Genomic DNA, 16,549 nt, shown 5'->3' on the forward strand with positions numbered 1-16,549 from the left:
AGTGATCCGGTGGTTCTGTATGGAAGGGCCATCGCTCAACGGATAAAAGGTACTCCGGGGATAACAGGCTGATACCGCCCAAGAGTTCATATCGACGGCGGTGTTTGGCACCTCGATGTCGGCTCATCACATCCTGGGGCTGAAGCCGGTCCCAAGGGTATGGCTGTTCGCCATTTAAAGTGGTACGCGAGCTGGGTTTAGAACGTCGTGAGACAGTTCGGTCCCTATCTGCCGTGGACGTTTGAGATTTGAGAGGGGCTGCTCCTAGTACGAGAGGACCGGAGTGGACGAACCTCTGGTGTTCCGGTTGTCACGCCAGTGGCATTGCCGGGTAGCTATGTTCGGAATAGATAACCGCTGAAAGCATCTAAGCGGGAAACTAGCCTCAAGATGAGATCTCACTGGAACCTTGAGTTCCCTGAAGGGCCGTCGAAGACTACGACGTTGATAGGTTGGGTGTGTAAGCGCTGTGAGGCGTTGAGCTAACCAATACTAATTGCCCGTGAGGCTTGACCATATAACACCCAAGCAATTTGACTACTCTAACGAGCATCAGATTGCGGTGTGTGAAGACGAGATGAACCGAAAGTTCGACGCTCACAAAACACCGAAAGCTGTCACATACCCAATTTGCTGAAGCGAAGCCAGCTGGCTACGACTCAGTACCCGAATTTCTTGACGACCATAGAGCATTGGAACCACCTGATCCCATCCCGAACTCAGTAGTGAAACGATGCATCGCCGATGGTAGTGTGGGGTTTCCCCATGTGAGAGTAGGTCATCGTCAAGATTAAATTCCGAAACCCCTGATTGCTAACGCAATTAGGGGTTTTGTTTTGGGCGGTCGAAAAGATCGCGCACACCATCATGCGAAAATTTTATCGCGCAGTAAGCATGGCTCATGCTCGGTCGCGTGTGTTGTTAGTTACTTGCCCAGGTTTTGATTCATCAAATTATCCAGAACAGATAATTTATTGGCAGCCTGCCATTCTTGTAAATGCTTGCACCCTGTTTGATTAACTTCTGCGAGGTTGCTGCGTAAGTCGCATGTTATGAACCATTTTTGTCGAAGCGACGGATACTTTGCAAAGTCCTCCCGGGTAGGAGGTTCTACAGTGGGTAGGTAGAACACTGACAGCACTACCAGAGCGGCCGCGCCAGCACCAATAAAGTGGTTTTTATAACTCATACTAACTTTCCGCACGTGAGAGTGTTCGACGTTCAAGCAGAATTAACAATCACTGTTAAATGCTTAGGGCCTGACTGACTGTAGATGAAAAATGGATCGGTAAAAGATCCAGTTTTGACGTATTTCATAGAGCCATTCTGCACGGTTGTCCTCACGGACGCGCCAATCGTGCTTTCATGATGAACTGGACCGAGGTGCAGGACCTCAAGCGACAGGTGCTGCGTCCTTGGCTGCGCGGGGAGTTCTGGGAGCCACGGCGCCTTGCGTTGAACGCGCCGGACAGGAGGCAGTTAAGTGAACACTTCGAAGACGGTCGCAGGTGGCTCGCACAGCTCGATGCTGTCGACGATCTTCGTATTCAGTGCCGGGACATCAACCTTCGGGTTATCGGCCTGCAGCGGTTGCCTGCGCCTGTTCGGCTCGACTCCGCCGAAGATGCCTTTGCAGGCCATAGCCGTCACACCGCACTGACCTGCGCTTTTGGATGTGGTGGGGTGGATGAGGCGACACCAAACTCTGGGTGCCCACAAGGCACTGTGGGGCCAGGAAAGCCGGCAGGTTGTTCGGTGAGCCGCGCGACAGCCGACTGGGGGTTGGTATCAGGCTGGAGCAGGAGCATGTGGGGGGCAGGAGAGTGCGTTGTTAGTGATAAGCCGTTCATTGAGTGCGCGCTGTTGTTGAAGGCCGTGTGCGGCGAGCGATAAACCAGCTGGTCATTCACTTTTCTACAGGCGAAAAAAAAGACCTTGAAATTCAAGGTCTTTCTTTAAGATGGTGCCGAGGGAGACTCGCGGGTACCATATAATCCGTGCCTTGTAGACGGATTTTACGGTTAGGGATACACGTAGGGATACAAGCTGCTTGGGCCTGTGATCGTGCAATCCTAAGTTTGGTTATGAACGATCCGTAAACCCCGTCGTTCTCTGCCAGGAATTTAGCTGGTGTGGCAAGGATTGCAGCAATAGTAACAACCATTAATTTTTAGTGTGGGATTTGCTACCCGAGCGGCGCTGACAGCGCCGGTGCACGTGAGATGATTTCCGAGTGGTACCTGATTCTCCGGCCTGGGCATGAAGCTGCAGCCAGTCGTTGTGTTATGCACTTCGTAGTCGCCGTTGGCCTGTACGTTTCTATTTACGATAAATGATTGCATTGGCTAGTCCTCGCTTCCGTGTGTCGGATCGGTAATGACTCAATATGTGTGCTGTGCCCGCTGAGTTGCGCGAAGACCAGCACGGAAGCAGGGTAGCTGGAGGATGGCAGAAAGCAATCAGTCTCCAGAGTGGTGCTGGGGACCCTGGCACTATCTGAAGTACACGGGGCATGAAACCCGCGGGATCGTGGTAGAGGCAGCCGCACCAGCTTACTGAAATTTCAACGTTGAAATTGAAAGGATCTTGAAGAGAAAAGGGCATCCTTACCGGATCTGTAACGGTCATGGGTTTCGTTCAGGATAGTGAACGATTGGCCCGGTCAACTCGGTCAACCAGTCAATTAACTTTGGAGCCCAGCCACTAACGAGATCCGGCGGGTTCTTTGCCCCGCGTCTGTCGGAACTACCCAGGGTTCCCAGCGGCTTTCCGATTCATAGGGCAAATGCACTGGTGAACAGCAGTTCACCCGGTTCACCTGTTCACTAAGCTGGGCACCTTTCCGCTGACACGATCACGCGGGTTCTATGCCCCGTACCTTTAAGAATGCTCCAGGGTCCCCACTATCGAACCAAAGCCAAGAGCATGGCCCGCCTCGCTTCGCTGGAGGAGCAATACTAAATGGGGCTAGGGGGATACCCTGATAAAACCGTGTTACGGGTGTTACGCGTGTTACTCAAGTAGGTAAGTCTATGATTTTAAATGATTTATATGGCGTTACACAGCTGTGACTGGTTTGCCGATATGCGTGTTACATGGCAAATAGGTGTTACATCAATGAATGCTCTGGGAGGAGCGACCACGGGATAAGTACTCCCGCAATCAGCAAAAAACCTCAAATTAACCTATTAACCAAGCTGCAACGATCAACGCGGAACCGGAAAGCCACGCAACGTGGTGAATAGGTTCTGAAGAGACGGCCAACCTTGATGTCTTCCAGTCTGAAATTTCGACTTTTTCAACAGAATCGGTCGGTAGCGGTCAATGGAGGAAGGTTGCTTTCGACCCAAGGCAGCCGCTCGCCACCCACCTAACCATGAACACCTTAAACAAAAAATGAACATCGCCCGGCGGGTATTCAACGACACGCACCGGGCGACTCCCATTCACAAGACCTTCAGCACGATTTTGCCGATATGGTCGCCCTGTTCCATTCGCTGATGCGCTTGTGCTGCGTCGGCGAGAGGGAAAACACGGTCAATGATCGGCAGGCATTCGCCTTGACTGAGCAGCGGCCAGACATTGGCGAGTACGGCGCGAGCAATCTCGGCTTTTTCCTCCGCGCTGCGCGAACGCATCATCGACCCGGTCACCGAGCCTTGCTTTTCCATCAACGCCAGCAGATTGAAGTCCTTGACGGAGTTGCCGCCCAGAAAGCCGATAACGACCAGTCGACCGCGTCGCGCAAGTGACGCCACGTTGCTCTCGAAATAGCTCCCGCCCATGATGTCGAGAATCACGTCCACGCCCTTCTCGTGGGTTTGCCGGGCGATCTCTTGAGCGAAGTCCACCTCGCGGTAATTGATCCCTTCGCCACCCAGCGCGCGGATTCGCTCGCACTTTTCCTGGCTGCCGGCCGTTGCAAAAGCCTTGATCCCCAGGGCCTTGCACAGCATCAGCGCGGTCGTGCCGATGCCGCTAGTGCCGCCATGGATCAATACCGTGCAGCCCTTTTGGGCACGGCCCAGCTCGAAAAGGTTGGCCCACACGGTGAAGAATGTTTCCGGAATGGCAGCCGCCTGAATCATGTCCACGCCGTCGGGGACCGGTAATGATTGGGTGGCCGCCACAACGCAGTATTCGGCGTAACCACCGCCATTGGTCAGCGCACATACCTTGTCGCCCAGCTTGAAGTCGGCCACCTTTGCGCCAACCCCAACGACCTCACCGGCCACTTCCAACCCGGGCACAGGGGTCATGCCGGGTTTCATCGGGTATTTGCCCGAACGCTGTATGACATCAGGACGATTGATGCCGGCGGCGTGAACCCTGATCAGCAGCTCGTGATCACCGGGCGTTGGGGCATCAGCCTGCATTAGCTTTAATACGTCAGGGCCACCGGGTTCGGTGATCTCGATGTAGTTCATACGGTTTGGCACATTCATGGGTCACCTTTTGTTGAGAGGGCTAATTGTTGAGAGGGGTAAAGACTCTGAAAGCTGAACGTCAAAGACATTCAGCTTTTTTAGCGGCCCATAGAATCAACCCTCGACTGTGAACCTCAGTCCGGCTTTTTCAGTCAGGCGTTTGAGCAACGTCTCATTCAACGCCGCCGCGGGCGTCCAGCAACCGCCCGGGGTCTCCTCACGTGTCACATCGAACGCCAACGCCATCGCTGATTCGGCCAACATCTTGGATGTCGACAGGTAGCCCGGATCCTCATCGCAACTCACGGATGCCTTGAGCACCTGACCGTCTGCCAGTTCTGCGATGAACAGCACATCATAAAAGCCTGCATCAAGTTCCTTCTGTGTCGGCCCTTGCCCCGGTTGCGGATGACCTCCTTCATTAAAGGAGAAACCCGCCAGGCCAAGCTCATCGTCTTCGCTCGGTTGCGCACTGAGCATGAGCATTTCGTCGTATTGAAACGACGTGCCCCACAGGTGCCCTTCCAGCAAGTTTGTGCGATGCACCGCCTTGGAATTGATGCCGGACATGATGAAAGGGCCGACCCAGCTCTGAGCCAGTTCATCCCGGTAGGGGGTCTGATCATCAGGTTGCTCGACGCCTTTGAACCCCGGTGTGTAGGCAAACGGATCGGCCACCAGTTCACCGAGAGCAGGATCCTGCGCTACCGCTGCAACCACAGCATCGACACTCAGGAACGTGCCACCGGACAGCACGCCTTGCATGCTGCGCACGCGGCCCCTGATCCGAGGCGCGTAGCGAGCGAACTTCTTCATGACCTGCTGCTGGGTGAACCATACGCCGAGGTCGAACGGCACCGAATCGAAACCACAGGAGAACACCAGTCGCGCGCCCGATGCCTGGGCTTGGGCCTGATGGCTGCCGATCATTTGGACAATCCAGGGAATCTCCCCCGAGAGGTCGACGTAGTCCGTCCCCGACTCGGCGCAGGCTGCCACCAGATCCGAGCCATAGACCGAAAACGGCCCTGCGGTGGTAATCACGACCCGGGTCGCGGCAACCATGTCGCACACGGACGCCCGGTCCTGGGCATCGGCCACGATCAGCGGCAGCGCAGCAGCATTTGCCCAACTGTCCCGAATGGCTTCCAGCTTGCTCAAGCTGCGACCGGCAATGGCCCATTTGACAGGGCCGTCGACGCCGTATTGAGCGAAGAGGTATTCAGCGACCAGCCGACCGGTGTACCCCGTGGCGCCAAAAATGATCACATCGAATGTTTGTTTACTCATGGGAAAGATGATTCCTGAAAGCGCCGCGAAGCGAAGGCGACACTCTAGCCATCCTGCCTAAAAATGATTAGATGGTATGGTTGGAATAGACCTATAACCGCAGAGCATCAATCGTGCGCGACAACATCACCGATCTCTTGGCCCTCCTGCGGGTCGCCCGTGAAGGCAGTTTTACCAAAGCGGCGGCGCAGCTTGGCGTTTCCCAGCCTGCGCTGAGCCGCACCATCACCAAACTGGAATCGCGCCTGGGTGTGCAATTGCTGACCCGCAGTACCCGCAGCGTCGCGCCGACCGAAGCCGGCGCGCGCCTGATCGACAGCATCGGGCCGCATTTTGACGGGATCGAGTCAGGGCTCAACGAGCTGAGCGAACTCAGCGGCATGCCGGCGGGTAGCCTGCGCATCACCTCCATGGAGCACGCAACCCAGCTAGTCCTTGCCCCGGCTGCGCTGCAATTGATGACCGACTATCCGGGCATCAAGGTCGAAATCAACGACAGCTACGCATTGGTCGACATCGTTGCAGAGCGCTTCGATGCCGGTATCCGCCTGGGGGAGCGGCTGGCTCAGGACATGATCAGCATGCCCATCGGCCGGGATTTTCGCCTGGCACTAGTGGCCGCCCCCGCCTATCTGGAACACCGCGCTAAACCACTGACGCCACAGGATCTGACCGAGCACGCCTGTATCAACCTGCGCCAGCCCACCTCGGGAGGATTGTGGGGTTGGCCTTTCGCAAAAAACGGGAGAGAAATCAAAATACGTGCCGACGGGCATCTGGTGAGTAACAACATCTGGCTCATGCGTGATTTTGTCAGGGCGGGCGCCGGACTGGGCTACTTCCCCGAGCATCTGGTCGAGCAGGATCTGGCACAAGGTCGCCTGGTGCGGCTGATGGAGGACTGGACTGGCACCGTCACCGGGTATCACCTCTACTACCCAAGCCGGCGCCAGCACAAACCGGCATTTCGTCTGCTTCTGGATGCATTGCGTGATCAGTCAGGGCGCTGAGTGTCTTCTTCTGGCCAATTTCTGCCTGTCATGAAGGGCTGAAAACGGCCAAAAGCGGCCAAAAGCGGCCGCTCGCTATCTAAGAAATCCGGGACGATTCACAGCTCTCTACCGCCTTGCTTCGATTCGACCATCAGGCGTCAAAAGTGTGGCGAGCATTTCCAACATAATGCGGACCCTTCTTAGCTTGTGACGCTTCTTTCGCCACACCAAGTTCACCGGTAATCCCTCGGTGGCCAAATGGGGAAGCACTTCAACCAATGCCCCAGTTTGCAGATGCTCTTGAAGCATCCAAGTCGACAACTGTGCGATTCCGTGGCCGGCCAATACGGCCATTACCTGAGACTCGCCGTCGCCAACAATCATGTTGCCGGCGACGACCCTACGTTTTCTTTCTCCTGCTTGGACGCCAGTAAAAAGTGGACTGCCCTTCCCTTTGGGCAGTCCATACAGGACGAATCGGTGGTTCTGCAGATCGGTTTCGTCGAGCGGCGCTCCATGCTCCTGCAAGTAGGCAGCTGAGGCGCAAAAAATCATGCGTTCCATACCTAAGAATTGGTGATCGAGATCATCTGGCCAGATTTCTGAACCACCGATACGCACGACGATATCGATGTTGTCCTCGACAAGATCAACTATCCGATCGGTGAACGACACGTTGGGGACAATTTTTGGATGGGCTTGAACAAGCTTGAGGATGATGGGAAATGCATGCATACGACCGTACCAGGCCGGCAGATCGACGCGAATAATGCCGGCCGGCTCTGAACTATCTCCGTGCAAAGACTGCTCGGCTTCCTCAAGCTCTGACATCACTCTGGTGCAGGCTTGGTAAAAGCTGGTGCCCGCATCCGTTAATGAAAGGCTGCGAGTAGTACGCTCAAATAGCCGGCTTTGTAGACGGTCTTCCAAACGCGCAATGCCTTTACTAACTGCAGATGCCGTTACGTTCAGGCGCTCAGCGGCGGCGGCGAAACTTCCCGTATCAGCGACGCATACAAACATGTGCACACCTTTTAGACGTTCAGAGGAATACATAGCACCTTGCACCCAGTTCGAGAAAGTAAGTCAGCAATCAGGTGAATTTTTACCATAAATCAGACCTCTCCTATCGAATAAGCTGTATCCATTGGGCCGTTGCTCATTGGCGAGCTTGCTGAAGGCTCGAATCGCAGAATGCGCAGTCGTTCGTCAATAGCGAGGGCGACTTCGCTGTGACCATCGGCTACTGGACTGCTGCAGCGATCGTTCCAGCCAGCATTTGCCGAAAAATCGGAGGCCGTTCAGCTTGATGATTATTGGCTGTTCGTCGTCACCATCCACGGGGCGCGGGTGCCGCGCCGACTCTGTAAATGAGGGATTTTTATGCTAAACCTGAAAATGATGGGCCGCGCCGTACTGTTCGCGGGACTATCGTGCGTTATGTTTAACGCGCTCGCTGCGGCCCCGAAGCTGCTTGAGGATCAAGTCGCGGGTTACTACCGCGAGAAAGTCGGTGACGTCGTGGTTACCACCGTTTACGACGGCTACCTTGATATTCCCACCACATTCCTCAAAGGCATGCAGGCTAAAGACCTTAAAACGCTAATGGCTCGTATGTTTGTTCAGGATCAACATGGCGTTCAGACAGCCGTGAATGCTTTCCTAGTACAAACCCCCACTAACTTGGTGCTGGTGGATTCGGGTGCAGCACTGTGCTTTGGGCCAACCGCAGGCGAAGTGTTGAACAACATCAAAGCCGCTGGCTTTAATCCAGATGATGTGGACACAGTGCTGCTGACTCATCTGCATCCGGATCACTCGTGCGGTATTTCGACGGAAGACGGCCAAACCGTCTTTCCGAACGCGACTGTATGGGCTTCCGAAAAGGACGCTGCCTACTGGCTTAACGAGAAGATCACGGCTCAGGCTGCACCTGCGGATCTGCCTATCTTCCATATGACCCAGCAGGCTGTAGAGCCCTACAAAGCGAAACATTTGTTCAAGACGTTCACCGATAGTGCGCAGCTCCCAGCTGGCTTCAGCCTCGTTCCTACGCCAGGCCATACACCTGGGCATAGCTCTTTCCTGATCACATCCAAGAATCAAAGTCTGCTGATCTGGGGCGACATCGTCCATAGTCACTCCGTACAGATGACTCACCCGGAAGTCGCAATTGAATACGACTCTGATAAAGCGAAGGCAATCGAGACCCGTAAACATATCTTTGCCACAGCTGCCAAGAACGGCTGGCTCGTGGCCGGTGCCCATTTACCATTTCCTGGGCTTGGGCACGTGCGTAAAGATCCAGTGGGATACAGCTGGGTACCTGTGGAGTTTAGCCCTTTGAGAACTGATCGGTAACTTCCCGCACACAATTCCAGTTTTCAAATTGAGTGCACGATTACCATGCGCCACACATTGTGACGATGCCTCTCAATTAATATTGTACTTTTAGCGGCCCTATGGGGCCGCTTTTTCGAGCGGCCAACTTTATGCTGCGACACTTGTGCAAGTGTATATCCTGACTCGCTCATCATCTCGAAGCGTCACATAGGATGTAACACTGCTGCCGCCTAACAAAATGGTCCAGCTAGGACAGCATAAAACCATGTAAGCAAAAAAACTTGACATTCGGCCCTCATAATTCTTTACCAGCAAGCCAATCTGATTGGGCGTTATATACCACTATATTTATCGCCAGCGACAACTGAGAGGAACGTAATGCCAAATCAATGGGAACCTATATCATTGTTCTATTGGCGTACTACACAACTGTTACCGGATTTTGGCTGGTCAGCAGACTATGGATTATTGCTAACCACTATCATTGGAGTGCTTGCCGGCACTGTAATTGGCGCCGGCGTGATAGGCTACATTACGAAAAAAAATAAAATTCGAGAACAATTGACTAAAGAGATACGAGATACGAACGCTGCGATCGCGCTTGCTCTTGCGATTACGAAGTGCACAATAAACTTGAAAAGAAAATATACTAAGCCCCTCGATGAAAATTATTATTCAGCACGGGGAAAAAATCTTGATATTGTTGCCCGAGCTCAAGCTGGGCTGCTACAAAATGAAGCAACACAAATAAACCTCGTGAAACTCGACCCGATAGCGCCCCCCACCGCCCTATTGCTGGATATAGTTTCAAGCCGGATATCCGCCTCAGGCAGGGCGCTTGCTGTCGTATCAGAACTGAATGGCGCCATCACAAATTTGAACACAGTCCTAAAAAGAAGAAACGATTTAATAGAAAATCTCAAAAAAAATGACCTGCTACATGACGTTACTGAAGAGTATTTCTACTTAGGCTTACGCTACGCCAACGGCCAGGCAAACGAAGAGTATCGCGACTCAATTGTAGGCATCAGCAATTATACAAACGACGTTATTTTTTTCGGTAGCACACTATGTGACGATCTCCGAGATCATGCGGAGTTGCTTGTCACATCCTTTAATAAAAAGCGATTAGGCAAGAACCCTCCAGACATAAATGAATTCGACTTATCAGTAGCCCGCGAAGAGGGCTGGATTCCTTCTTCAGAGGATTATGAGACTTGGACAACCAGTTTTCGAAAAAAAGAGCCAAAATTAAAGCAAGGACGCTGGCGCTTTCAATTTTTCAAGCGAGGGTAATGCAACACTTTATAGTTATACGAATTCTACGCCTACCACATATAACGCAATGCTATTGCATTCAGAAATTTTATAACCCTTATTTATATAGCCATATTCCTCCAATAATCTTTCATGCATAAGTTACAGGGCAGAGCCGATTAAACCTGGCCTTACCGTTCGCGGCGTATTCCTCAATACAGGCTCAACTGGACACTTGCCGGGCGCAACGCCCTCATGTCCCATCGCTCACTAATCTGGTCTAGGACCGCCATATGGCTGCGAAGTAGAATGAAATAGGGGTCAGTCCACTATTCTTCTTTTTGTTTGCCGAGAAATACATCCACTAATTGCTGGATACAAATCTCAGTGAATGAGATAAACCTTTTAGCTAAAGAGGCATTGGCGTCAAAGCAAATTTTACGGGATGCGGTGAGACTGAACGTGGGAATGACAGCTAATGGCCGAAAGCGGTCCTAAGCCCACAGCCGCCAAAGATCAGAAGCCGAAAAATCTAGAGGCTTGTTTCGTAATGGGAGGATCTAGAGAAGCGGAGGCTGTTTAGGCTTCCGCCTCTTCTTTATCCGGCTTTTCTTTTGAGCTGAAGATCAATGAAGTGGAGCTCCGCCTTGATTGCATCAATCGTGAGCGTCTCAACTTTAGTTTCTTTGATTCCTATTGCATTGAGCTTTTTCATTCTGGTCATGCCGACAATTATCCCGTTCAAATGCAGCTTTCGGGAGTTTAGGTAATCCGGCATCTGAGCACTGTTCTGTAGTGTTTTGTTCATTGTTAGACCGATGGTAGGCCCGAATCAACCGGCCCTCGCCGGTTGCTTCGGGGAAGGTTTGAGTTAGGCCGCCAGCAGGTCAAGCAGGCTGTGTTGGTGTGAGCGAGCCGCGAGTTCTCGCCACGTCCAGCTTCCAAAGTGCTCGCCCAGTTCAGGGATATCCAGCTTCATCAGTGCAACCGGGTCACGACTAATCAGGTTGCGTGCGGCCCACAGCTTGCCGCCGGTCTCCAGCAGTGTTTTGGCGGCCTCATTCCACTGTTCTTCCAGCACAGTGTTCGCCAGGTGAGCCGCTTTATTCTCGATCTCGGTGCGTTCCTTTTGTGCCTCTGTGATATGCAGATCAATCGTCACCAGCTCTTGCTCCAGTGCGGTGATGAGCAGTTGTTGGCGGCGGTGATGCTCAGCCGCAGCCGCGAGGTTTTTTGCTGCTTTTTGAGCTTCCGTATTAGCGGCTTTCTCGCCCTCCACATTGCCCCAGGCGACAGCCTGAGCATAAGCGGTGGCTGCGTCCGTTTCAGCTTGTCGAGCCTTTGCCATGTCTTCCTGATCGCTCTGGCGGACCTGCTGCAACCGTGTCTCAATGCTGTTGCGCTTTTCGTTGAGCTCCATCTCGCCGGCTTTCCAAGTCGCCATCGCGCTGATGTAGCCCGCAGCCAAGCTCTCACGGTTTGCCAATGTCTCAAGGCGATGAATCTTTTGATTCAGCTTGCTGATCTCCAGATTTCGCGAGTCGATGCGTCTTTTGTGATCGTTGATTTCATCCTGCACGGCTCGTTGACGGCCCTGCTGAATGACCTCTGGGCTTTCCAACGCCTCTTCGAAGGGAGCCAGGTCACCCTGAATGCTCTCCACTTCGAGGGTCAGTTGGTCGCGGCGGCCTTTCAGTTCTTGGATAGTGTTCATCTGTATTGTCTCTGGGTAGTGCGGTTGATAGGGATGGTTGTCGAATGGCTGGCGAGGCCGGGAATGAGCCGGCGCAACCTTGATCAGCAGGCATGCCGTCAAGCGGCCTTGGCCTCGTGCTCATCCGTTCCAGGGACTGTCTTCACCACATAGCAGCGTTGAGGTCCTAATCCGGGCAGGCGAATCAAGCTGTACGCCTTTCCGTCGCTTCCCGGCTCGTGTACGCCCCGTTGCAGCAACTCCTTGTTCACCGCACTGATATTCATGCCCTTGAAGATTTCGGCCCTCCAGGCTTCAGGCAGTACGTAGTAGGTGTTGGTGGTGTGCAAGGCGTCGCCCATGCCGTGTTCCATCGTCTTGCGAAAGCCCAGTCGATCAATCGTGCGTGGGCCGTGTTCATCGATCTTGGCGGCGGCAGATTCCCATCGGGTGAAGCGGCTTTCTCCAAAGCGCTCGATGACCTGGCGCAGCCGCGCCAAAATCGCATCACCCTCGAAGTTACCGGCGCCGCCACGTTCGGCCAGCCACGCATGCAGACACACCCGAGCGGCGGTCGTGGCTGTGCCATCCGGCCAGCCGGTAACTCCAAAGGCGGTAGCCAACTCTCCGGCGGCGGCGGCGAGGCCGAAGCGAAGGGCGGCACGCTGCGCCTGACCACTGGCCGAGGCGGGTAGGTTTTGGGTGATGAACTGTTCCACCGTGCGGCGCACGATCACTGTCCACCTGAGCATTTCCCCAGGCGCACACAGTGCGTGCAGGAAAGCGGTGAGGGGCGTGCCGTAATATTTGGCTACTCGGGCCTTGAGCGCATCGGAGAGGGCGGCAGCGTCCTCAAAACCATTTAGCACATCGAACATGCCGAGGCCTTTGCTGGCATCCGCTGGCACGGCGAGCATGCGCACCTCCATACCGGCTTTCAGCTCCTTGTTCGCATCCGCCATGTGCTGCGCCAACGTCTTCTCGCCGGTCGAGAGAAACAGCAAGCGCCGCTACTGCACCTGTCGGCCAATCATTCATCCGGGCGTTACCGGTGCCATTCCCGAGCATGTACACCGTCTCGCCGATAGTGCGCGGGTCACACATGCCGATTTCATCCAGCATCAGGAGAACGTCCGAATGTGCGGAGGCGATGGCTAGAGGGTGTTATCGGCCTAGTTCCACGAACGCACCAGAAGCGGCCCCAACCTGCAAGTGGGTGTCTTGCTGCCAGGGCTGTCACTGTAGAGATTGTAATCGGGGTCGTGCCACGATTTTCCCCTCCGGTCACTCGCCAACCTCCTGGCTGCCCGCCGGAAATCTCTCGCCACAGATGCTAACTTCATCTCCAACTGCTCATGCGCTACTTTGTCCCTGTCGCTTCCACCCAGCGACCGGACTTGAGAATCCGAGAAACAATAGGCGCATAGGCGCCACCATCCATTAGACTGTTGGCGCTTTTTTGTGCTCGCATGTCTGTGCATTGGCGGCTATGCGTGGGAGACCTTCGGGTCTGCCGGGTTCCTATTGTCCCGGTTTCTCAGCCCGCGCATAGCTGCCACCCATTCGCATGAGAAAAGAACGTGGCAGCTCTCTACATTAGGAGCTTAAGCAATGAACGTTTCTGATAGGTCGTATCCTGGTAATACCGCAATCGACACCTCCGCTCAGACCGGAGGCGCCCAATGATCAACCCACCCCTTAACAAAACCCTCGGCGTCACCACCTTTTCCACCTGCGGCAAGCAGCCCAACCTCCACCGCCTATTCCGCGTTAATTCGGGCGTACCCATCCGCGAAGCCCTAGAGCACGCCTCTGAGCTGCTGCACTGTTCCAAAATGCTGGCGTTGGACGCTGCCATGGAAAAGGACGGGGATCGATACGCCTGGGCAGCGCATTACTTAGGGGAAATGGCGAAGGCGGTGGTGGATGATTTGGCAAATGGAATGTTGCCAAATGGGGTGATGGAGGAGGGGCGCGCGGCAGGTCTGTAGCCTAGTGTTTTGAGAGTGCAGCGGCTTGCGTCTTCGCGAGCAAGCCCGCTCCCACAGGTGACAGTAGTGAGCCGTGATCAGGGTGCCATTCACTTTTCTACAGACGAAAAAAAAGACCTTGAAATTCAAGGTCTTTCTTTAAGATGGTGCCCCGAGGGAGACTCGAACTCCCACTCCTTTCGAAAACGGATTTTGAATCCGCCGCGTCTACCAATTCCGCCATCAGGGCTCAATGGCGGCGAAGTATAGAGATGAGATTACCGTTGGTCAATCACGTTTCATGGTCTATTTTCACTATTTCCGCTAGACTCCCCGGCCCTGCTAGACGAACCCTATCATGCGCGTTGCTGACTTTACTTTTGAGCTCCCTGATTCGCTGATCGCTCGCCACCCTTTGGCCGAGCGTCGCGCCAGTCGACTGCTGACCCTGGACGGGGTGAGCGGTGCCCTCGCACACCGTCAATTCACTGATTTGCTTGAGCATTTGCGCCCAGGCGATTTGATGGTGTTTAACAATACCCGGGTGATTCCGGCACGGCTGTTTGGCCAAAAAGCGTCCGGCGGCAAGCTGGAAATTCTGGTGGAGCGGGTGCTGGACAGCCATCGCGTGCTGGCCCATGTGCGCTCCAGCAAGTCGCCGAAACCGGGTTCGAGCGTCCTCATCGATGGCGGTGGCGAAGCCGAGATGGTTGCGCGCCATGATGCGTTGTTCGAACTCAAGTTTGCCGAAGAAGTGTTGCCGCTCTTGGAGCGTGTCGGCCATATGCCGCTGCCTCCTTATATCGACCGCCCCGACGAAGACTCGGACCGCGAGCGCTACCAGACGGTGTACTCCCAGCGCCTGGGTGCTGTGGCCGCGCCAACGGCCGGCCTGCACTTCGACCAGCCGCTGCTGGATGCGATTGCCGCCAAGGGCGTCGAAAGCGCCTATGTGACCCTGCACGTGGGGGCCGGCACGTTTCAGCCGGTGCGTGTGGATAACATCGAAGACCACCATATGCACAGCGAGTGGCTGGAAGTCAGCCAGGAAGTCGTGGATGCGGTGGCGGCGTGCAAGGCGCGCGGCGGTCGTGTTGTGGCGGTGGGTACCACCAGCGTGCGCTCGCTGGAGAGTGCGGCGCGTGATGGTGTGCTCAAGCCGTTCAGTGGCGACACCGATATCTTTATCTTCCCGGGCCGGCCGTTCCATGTGGTCGATTGCCTGGTCACCAATTTCCATTTGCCGGAATCCACGCTGTTGATGCTGGTGTCGGCCTTCGCGGGTTATCCCGAAACAATGGCGGCTTATAAAGCCGCCATCGATAATGGATACCGTTTTTTCAGCTACGGTGATGCGATGTTTATCACCCGTAACCCTGCGCCGACTGCTCCTAAAGAAGCGGGCCTTGAGGAACAACTATGAGTCGTATGTCGTTTGAATTGTTGGCCACGGATGGCAAGGCTCGTCGTGGTCGCCTCACGTTCCCGCGTGGCACCGTCGAAACCCCGGCCTTCATGCCCGTGGGCACTTACGGCACGGTAAAAGGCATGCTGCCGCGCGACATCGTCGCCACTGGCGCCGAGATCATCCTGGGCAACACCTTCCACCTGTGGCTGCGCCCGGGCACGGAAGTGATCAAGAAGCATGGCGACCTGCATGACTTCATGAAGTGGCAAGGCCCGATCCTCACCGACTCCGGTGGTTTCCAGGTGTTCAGCCTGGGCGCCATGCGCAAGATCAAGGAAGAGGGCGTGACTTTCGCCTCACCGGTGGACGGTTCCAAAGTGTTCATGGGCCCTGAAGAGTCGATGCAGGTGCAGCGCGATCTTGGCTCCGACATCGTGATGATTTTTGACGAGTGCACGCCTTATCCAGCGGATGAAGACGTGGCACGTATTTCCATGGAGCTGTCGTTGCGTTGGGCTCAGCGCTCGAAAAACGCCCACGGCGACAACACCGCTGCGCTGTTCGGTATCGTCCAGGGTGGCATGCACGAAAGCTTGCGCAAGCGCTCGCTGGAAGGTCTCGACAAAATCGGCTTTGACGGCCTGGCCATCGGCGGTCTGTCGGTGGGCGAGCCCAAGCACGAGATGATCAAGGTGCTGGATTATTTGCCGGGCCTGATGCCTGCTGACAAACCTCGTTACCTTATGGGCGTTGGCAAACCGGAAGATCTCGTAGAGGGTGTGCGCCGCGGTGTGGACATGTTCGATTGCGTGATGCCAACCCGTAATGCCCGCAATGGGCATCTGTTCATCGATACAGGCGTGCTGAAAATCCGTAACGCGTTCCATCGCCATGATGATTCGCCGCTGGATCCCACCTGTGACTGCTACACCTGCCAGAACTTCTCGCGGGCTTATCTGCACCATCTGGACAAGTGCGGGGAAATGCTGGGTAGCATGTTGAATACCATCCACAATTTGCGTCACTACCAAGTCCTGATGGCTGGTTTGCGCGAGGCTATTCAACAGGGTACATTGGCCGCCTTCGTCGATGCCTTCTATGCCAAGCGCGGGCTCCCTGTGCCGCCCTTGGACTGAGTTTTCCGACCCTAAGATTCACTATTTGCAACT

Annotated in this window: 12 protein-coding genes, 1 tRNA gene, 2 rRNA genes and 1 pseudogene (1 of these 16 cut by a window edge); 9 read left to right on the plus strand and 7 right to left on the minus strand. The window is 54.7% G+C overall.

Going from position 1 to position 16,549, the window contains the following annotated elements; all coding sequences use genetic code 11:
- Together FFI16_RS01795 and rrf are read left to right on the plus strand one after the other, a co-directional pair.
- Positions 1-517 (plus strand): 23S ribosomal RNA (locus FFI16_RS01795); it begins 2,375 nt to the left of the window's first position.
- A gap of 157 nt (positions 518-674) precedes the next feature.
- A 5S ribosomal RNA gene (gene rrf / locus FFI16_RS01800) occupies positions 675-790 on the plus strand.
- Between the two features lie 135 nt (positions 791-925).
- On the opposite strand, the gene FFI16_RS01805 is transcribed toward rrf, so the two are convergent.
- Positions 926-1,189, minus strand: a complete 264-nt coding sequence (locus tag FFI16_RS01805; protein ID WP_138813928.1) for a hypothetical protein — start codon at positions 1,187-1,189, stop codon at positions 926-928.
- Positions 1,190-1,368: 179 nt separating this feature from the next.
- Between FFI16_RS01805 and FFI16_RS30815 the strand changes: the two genes are divergently transcribed.
- Positions 1,369-1,893 carry a DUF3322 domain-containing protein gene (locus FFI16_RS30815; protein ID WP_371923615.1) on the plus strand — a complete coding sequence of 175 codons (525 nt, stop codon included), beginning with the start codon at positions 1,369-1,371 and terminating at the stop codon, positions 1,891-1,893.
- A gap of 1,553 nt (positions 1,894-3,446) precedes the next feature.
- On the opposite strand, the gene FFI16_RS01820 is transcribed toward FFI16_RS30815, so the two are convergent.
- Both FFI16_RS01820 and FFI16_RS01825 read right to left on the minus strand, forming a co-directional pair.
- Positions 3,447-4,445 carry an NAD(P)H-quinone oxidoreductase gene (locus tag FFI16_RS01820; RefSeq protein ID WP_138813931.1) on the minus strand — a complete coding sequence of 333 codons (999 nt, stop codon included), beginning with the start codon at positions 4,443-4,445 and terminating at the stop codon, positions 3,447-3,449.
- A 96-nt stretch (positions 4,446-4,541) separates the two neighbouring features.
- Positions 4,542-5,717 carry a trans-acting enoyl reductase family protein gene (locus tag FFI16_RS01825; RefSeq protein ID WP_138813932.1) on the minus strand — a complete coding sequence of 392 codons (1,176 nt, stop codon included), beginning with the start codon at positions 5,715-5,717 and terminating at the stop codon, positions 4,542-4,544.
- Between the two features lie 110 nt (positions 5,718-5,827).
- Here FFI16_RS01825 and FFI16_RS01830 point away from each other — a divergent pair, with 110 nt between their 5' ends.
- Positions 5,828-6,727, plus strand: coding sequence for a LysR family transcriptional regulator (locus tag FFI16_RS01830; protein ID WP_138813933.1), 900 nt, complete (start codon positions 5,828-5,830; stop codon positions 6,725-6,727).
- A gap of 108 nt (positions 6,728-6,835) precedes the next feature.
- On the opposite strand, the gene FFI16_RS01835 is transcribed toward FFI16_RS01830, so the two are convergent.
- The gene (locus tag FFI16_RS01835) at positions 6,836-7,765 is read right to left on the minus strand and encodes a LysR family transcriptional regulator (RefSeq protein ID WP_138813934.1); all 930 of its coding nucleotides are present in this window, start codon (positions 7,763-7,765) and stop codon (positions 6,836-6,838) included.
- 327 nt (positions 7,766-8,092) lie between these two features.
- Here FFI16_RS01835 and FFI16_RS01840 point away from each other — a divergent pair, with 327 nt between their 5' ends.
- The gene (locus FFI16_RS01840; RefSeq protein WP_138813935.1) at positions 8,093-9,070 is read left to right on the plus strand and encodes an MBL fold metallo-hydrolase; all 978 of its coding nucleotides are present in this window, start codon (positions 8,093-8,095) and stop codon (positions 9,068-9,070) included.
- Positions 9,071-9,430: 360 nt separating this feature from the next.
- A complete protein-coding gene (locus FFI16_RS01845) occupies positions 9,431-10,348 on the plus strand; it encodes a hypothetical protein (RefSeq protein WP_138813936.1) in 918 nt (305 codons plus the stop codon).
- A gap of 832 nt (positions 10,349-11,180) precedes the next feature.
- Here FFI16_RS01845 and FFI16_RS01855 read toward each other — a convergent pair.
- Together FFI16_RS01855 and FFI16_RS01860 are read right to left on the minus strand one after the other, a co-directional pair.
- Positions 11,181-12,023 carry a chromosome segregation protein SMC gene (locus FFI16_RS01855; protein ID WP_138813937.1) on the minus strand — a complete coding sequence of 281 codons (843 nt, stop codon included), beginning with the start codon at positions 12,021-12,023 and terminating at the stop codon, positions 11,181-11,183.
- A 98-nt stretch (positions 12,024-12,121) separates the two neighbouring features.
- A pseudogene (locus FFI16_RS01860) lies at positions 12,122-13,255 on the minus strand (DUF927 domain-containing protein); the annotation flags it as partial.
- A gap of 429 nt (positions 13,256-13,684) precedes the next feature.
- On the opposite strand from FFI16_RS01860, the gene FFI16_RS01865 reads away from it, so the two are divergent.
- Positions 13,685-13,993 carry a DUF3077 domain-containing protein gene (locus FFI16_RS01865; RefSeq protein WP_138813938.1) on the plus strand — a complete coding sequence of 103 codons (309 nt, stop codon included), beginning with the start codon at positions 13,685-13,687 and terminating at the stop codon, positions 13,991-13,993.
- A 144-nt stretch (positions 13,994-14,137) separates the two neighbouring features.
- Here FFI16_RS01865 and FFI16_RS01870 read toward each other — a convergent pair.
- Positions 14,138-14,222, minus strand: a tRNA-Leu gene (locus FFI16_RS01870).
- 108 nt (positions 14,223-14,330) lie between these two features.
- Between FFI16_RS01870 and queA the strand changes: the two genes are divergently transcribed.
- Positions 14,331-15,395: a tRNA preQ1(34) S-adenosylmethionine ribosyltransferase-isomerase QueA gene (gene queA / locus FFI16_RS01875; RefSeq protein WP_138813939.1), complete on the plus strand. Its 1,065-nt coding sequence runs from the start codon at positions 14,331-14,333 to the stop codon at positions 15,393-15,395.
- Between the two features lie 5 nt (positions 15,396-15,400).
- The gene (gene tgt / locus FFI16_RS01880) at positions 15,401-16,516 is read left to right on the plus strand and encodes a tRNA guanosine(34) transglycosylase Tgt (RefSeq protein ID WP_003175976.1); all 1,116 of its coding nucleotides are present in this window, start codon (positions 15,401-15,403) and stop codon (positions 16,514-16,516) included.
- Positions 16,517-16,549 lie beyond the last annotated feature (33 nt).

This window comes from Pseudomonas sp. KBS0710 (assembly GCF_005938045.2).
Taxonomy (GTDB): Bacteria; Pseudomonadota; Gammaproteobacteria; order Pseudomonadales; family Pseudomonadaceae; genus Aquipseudomonas.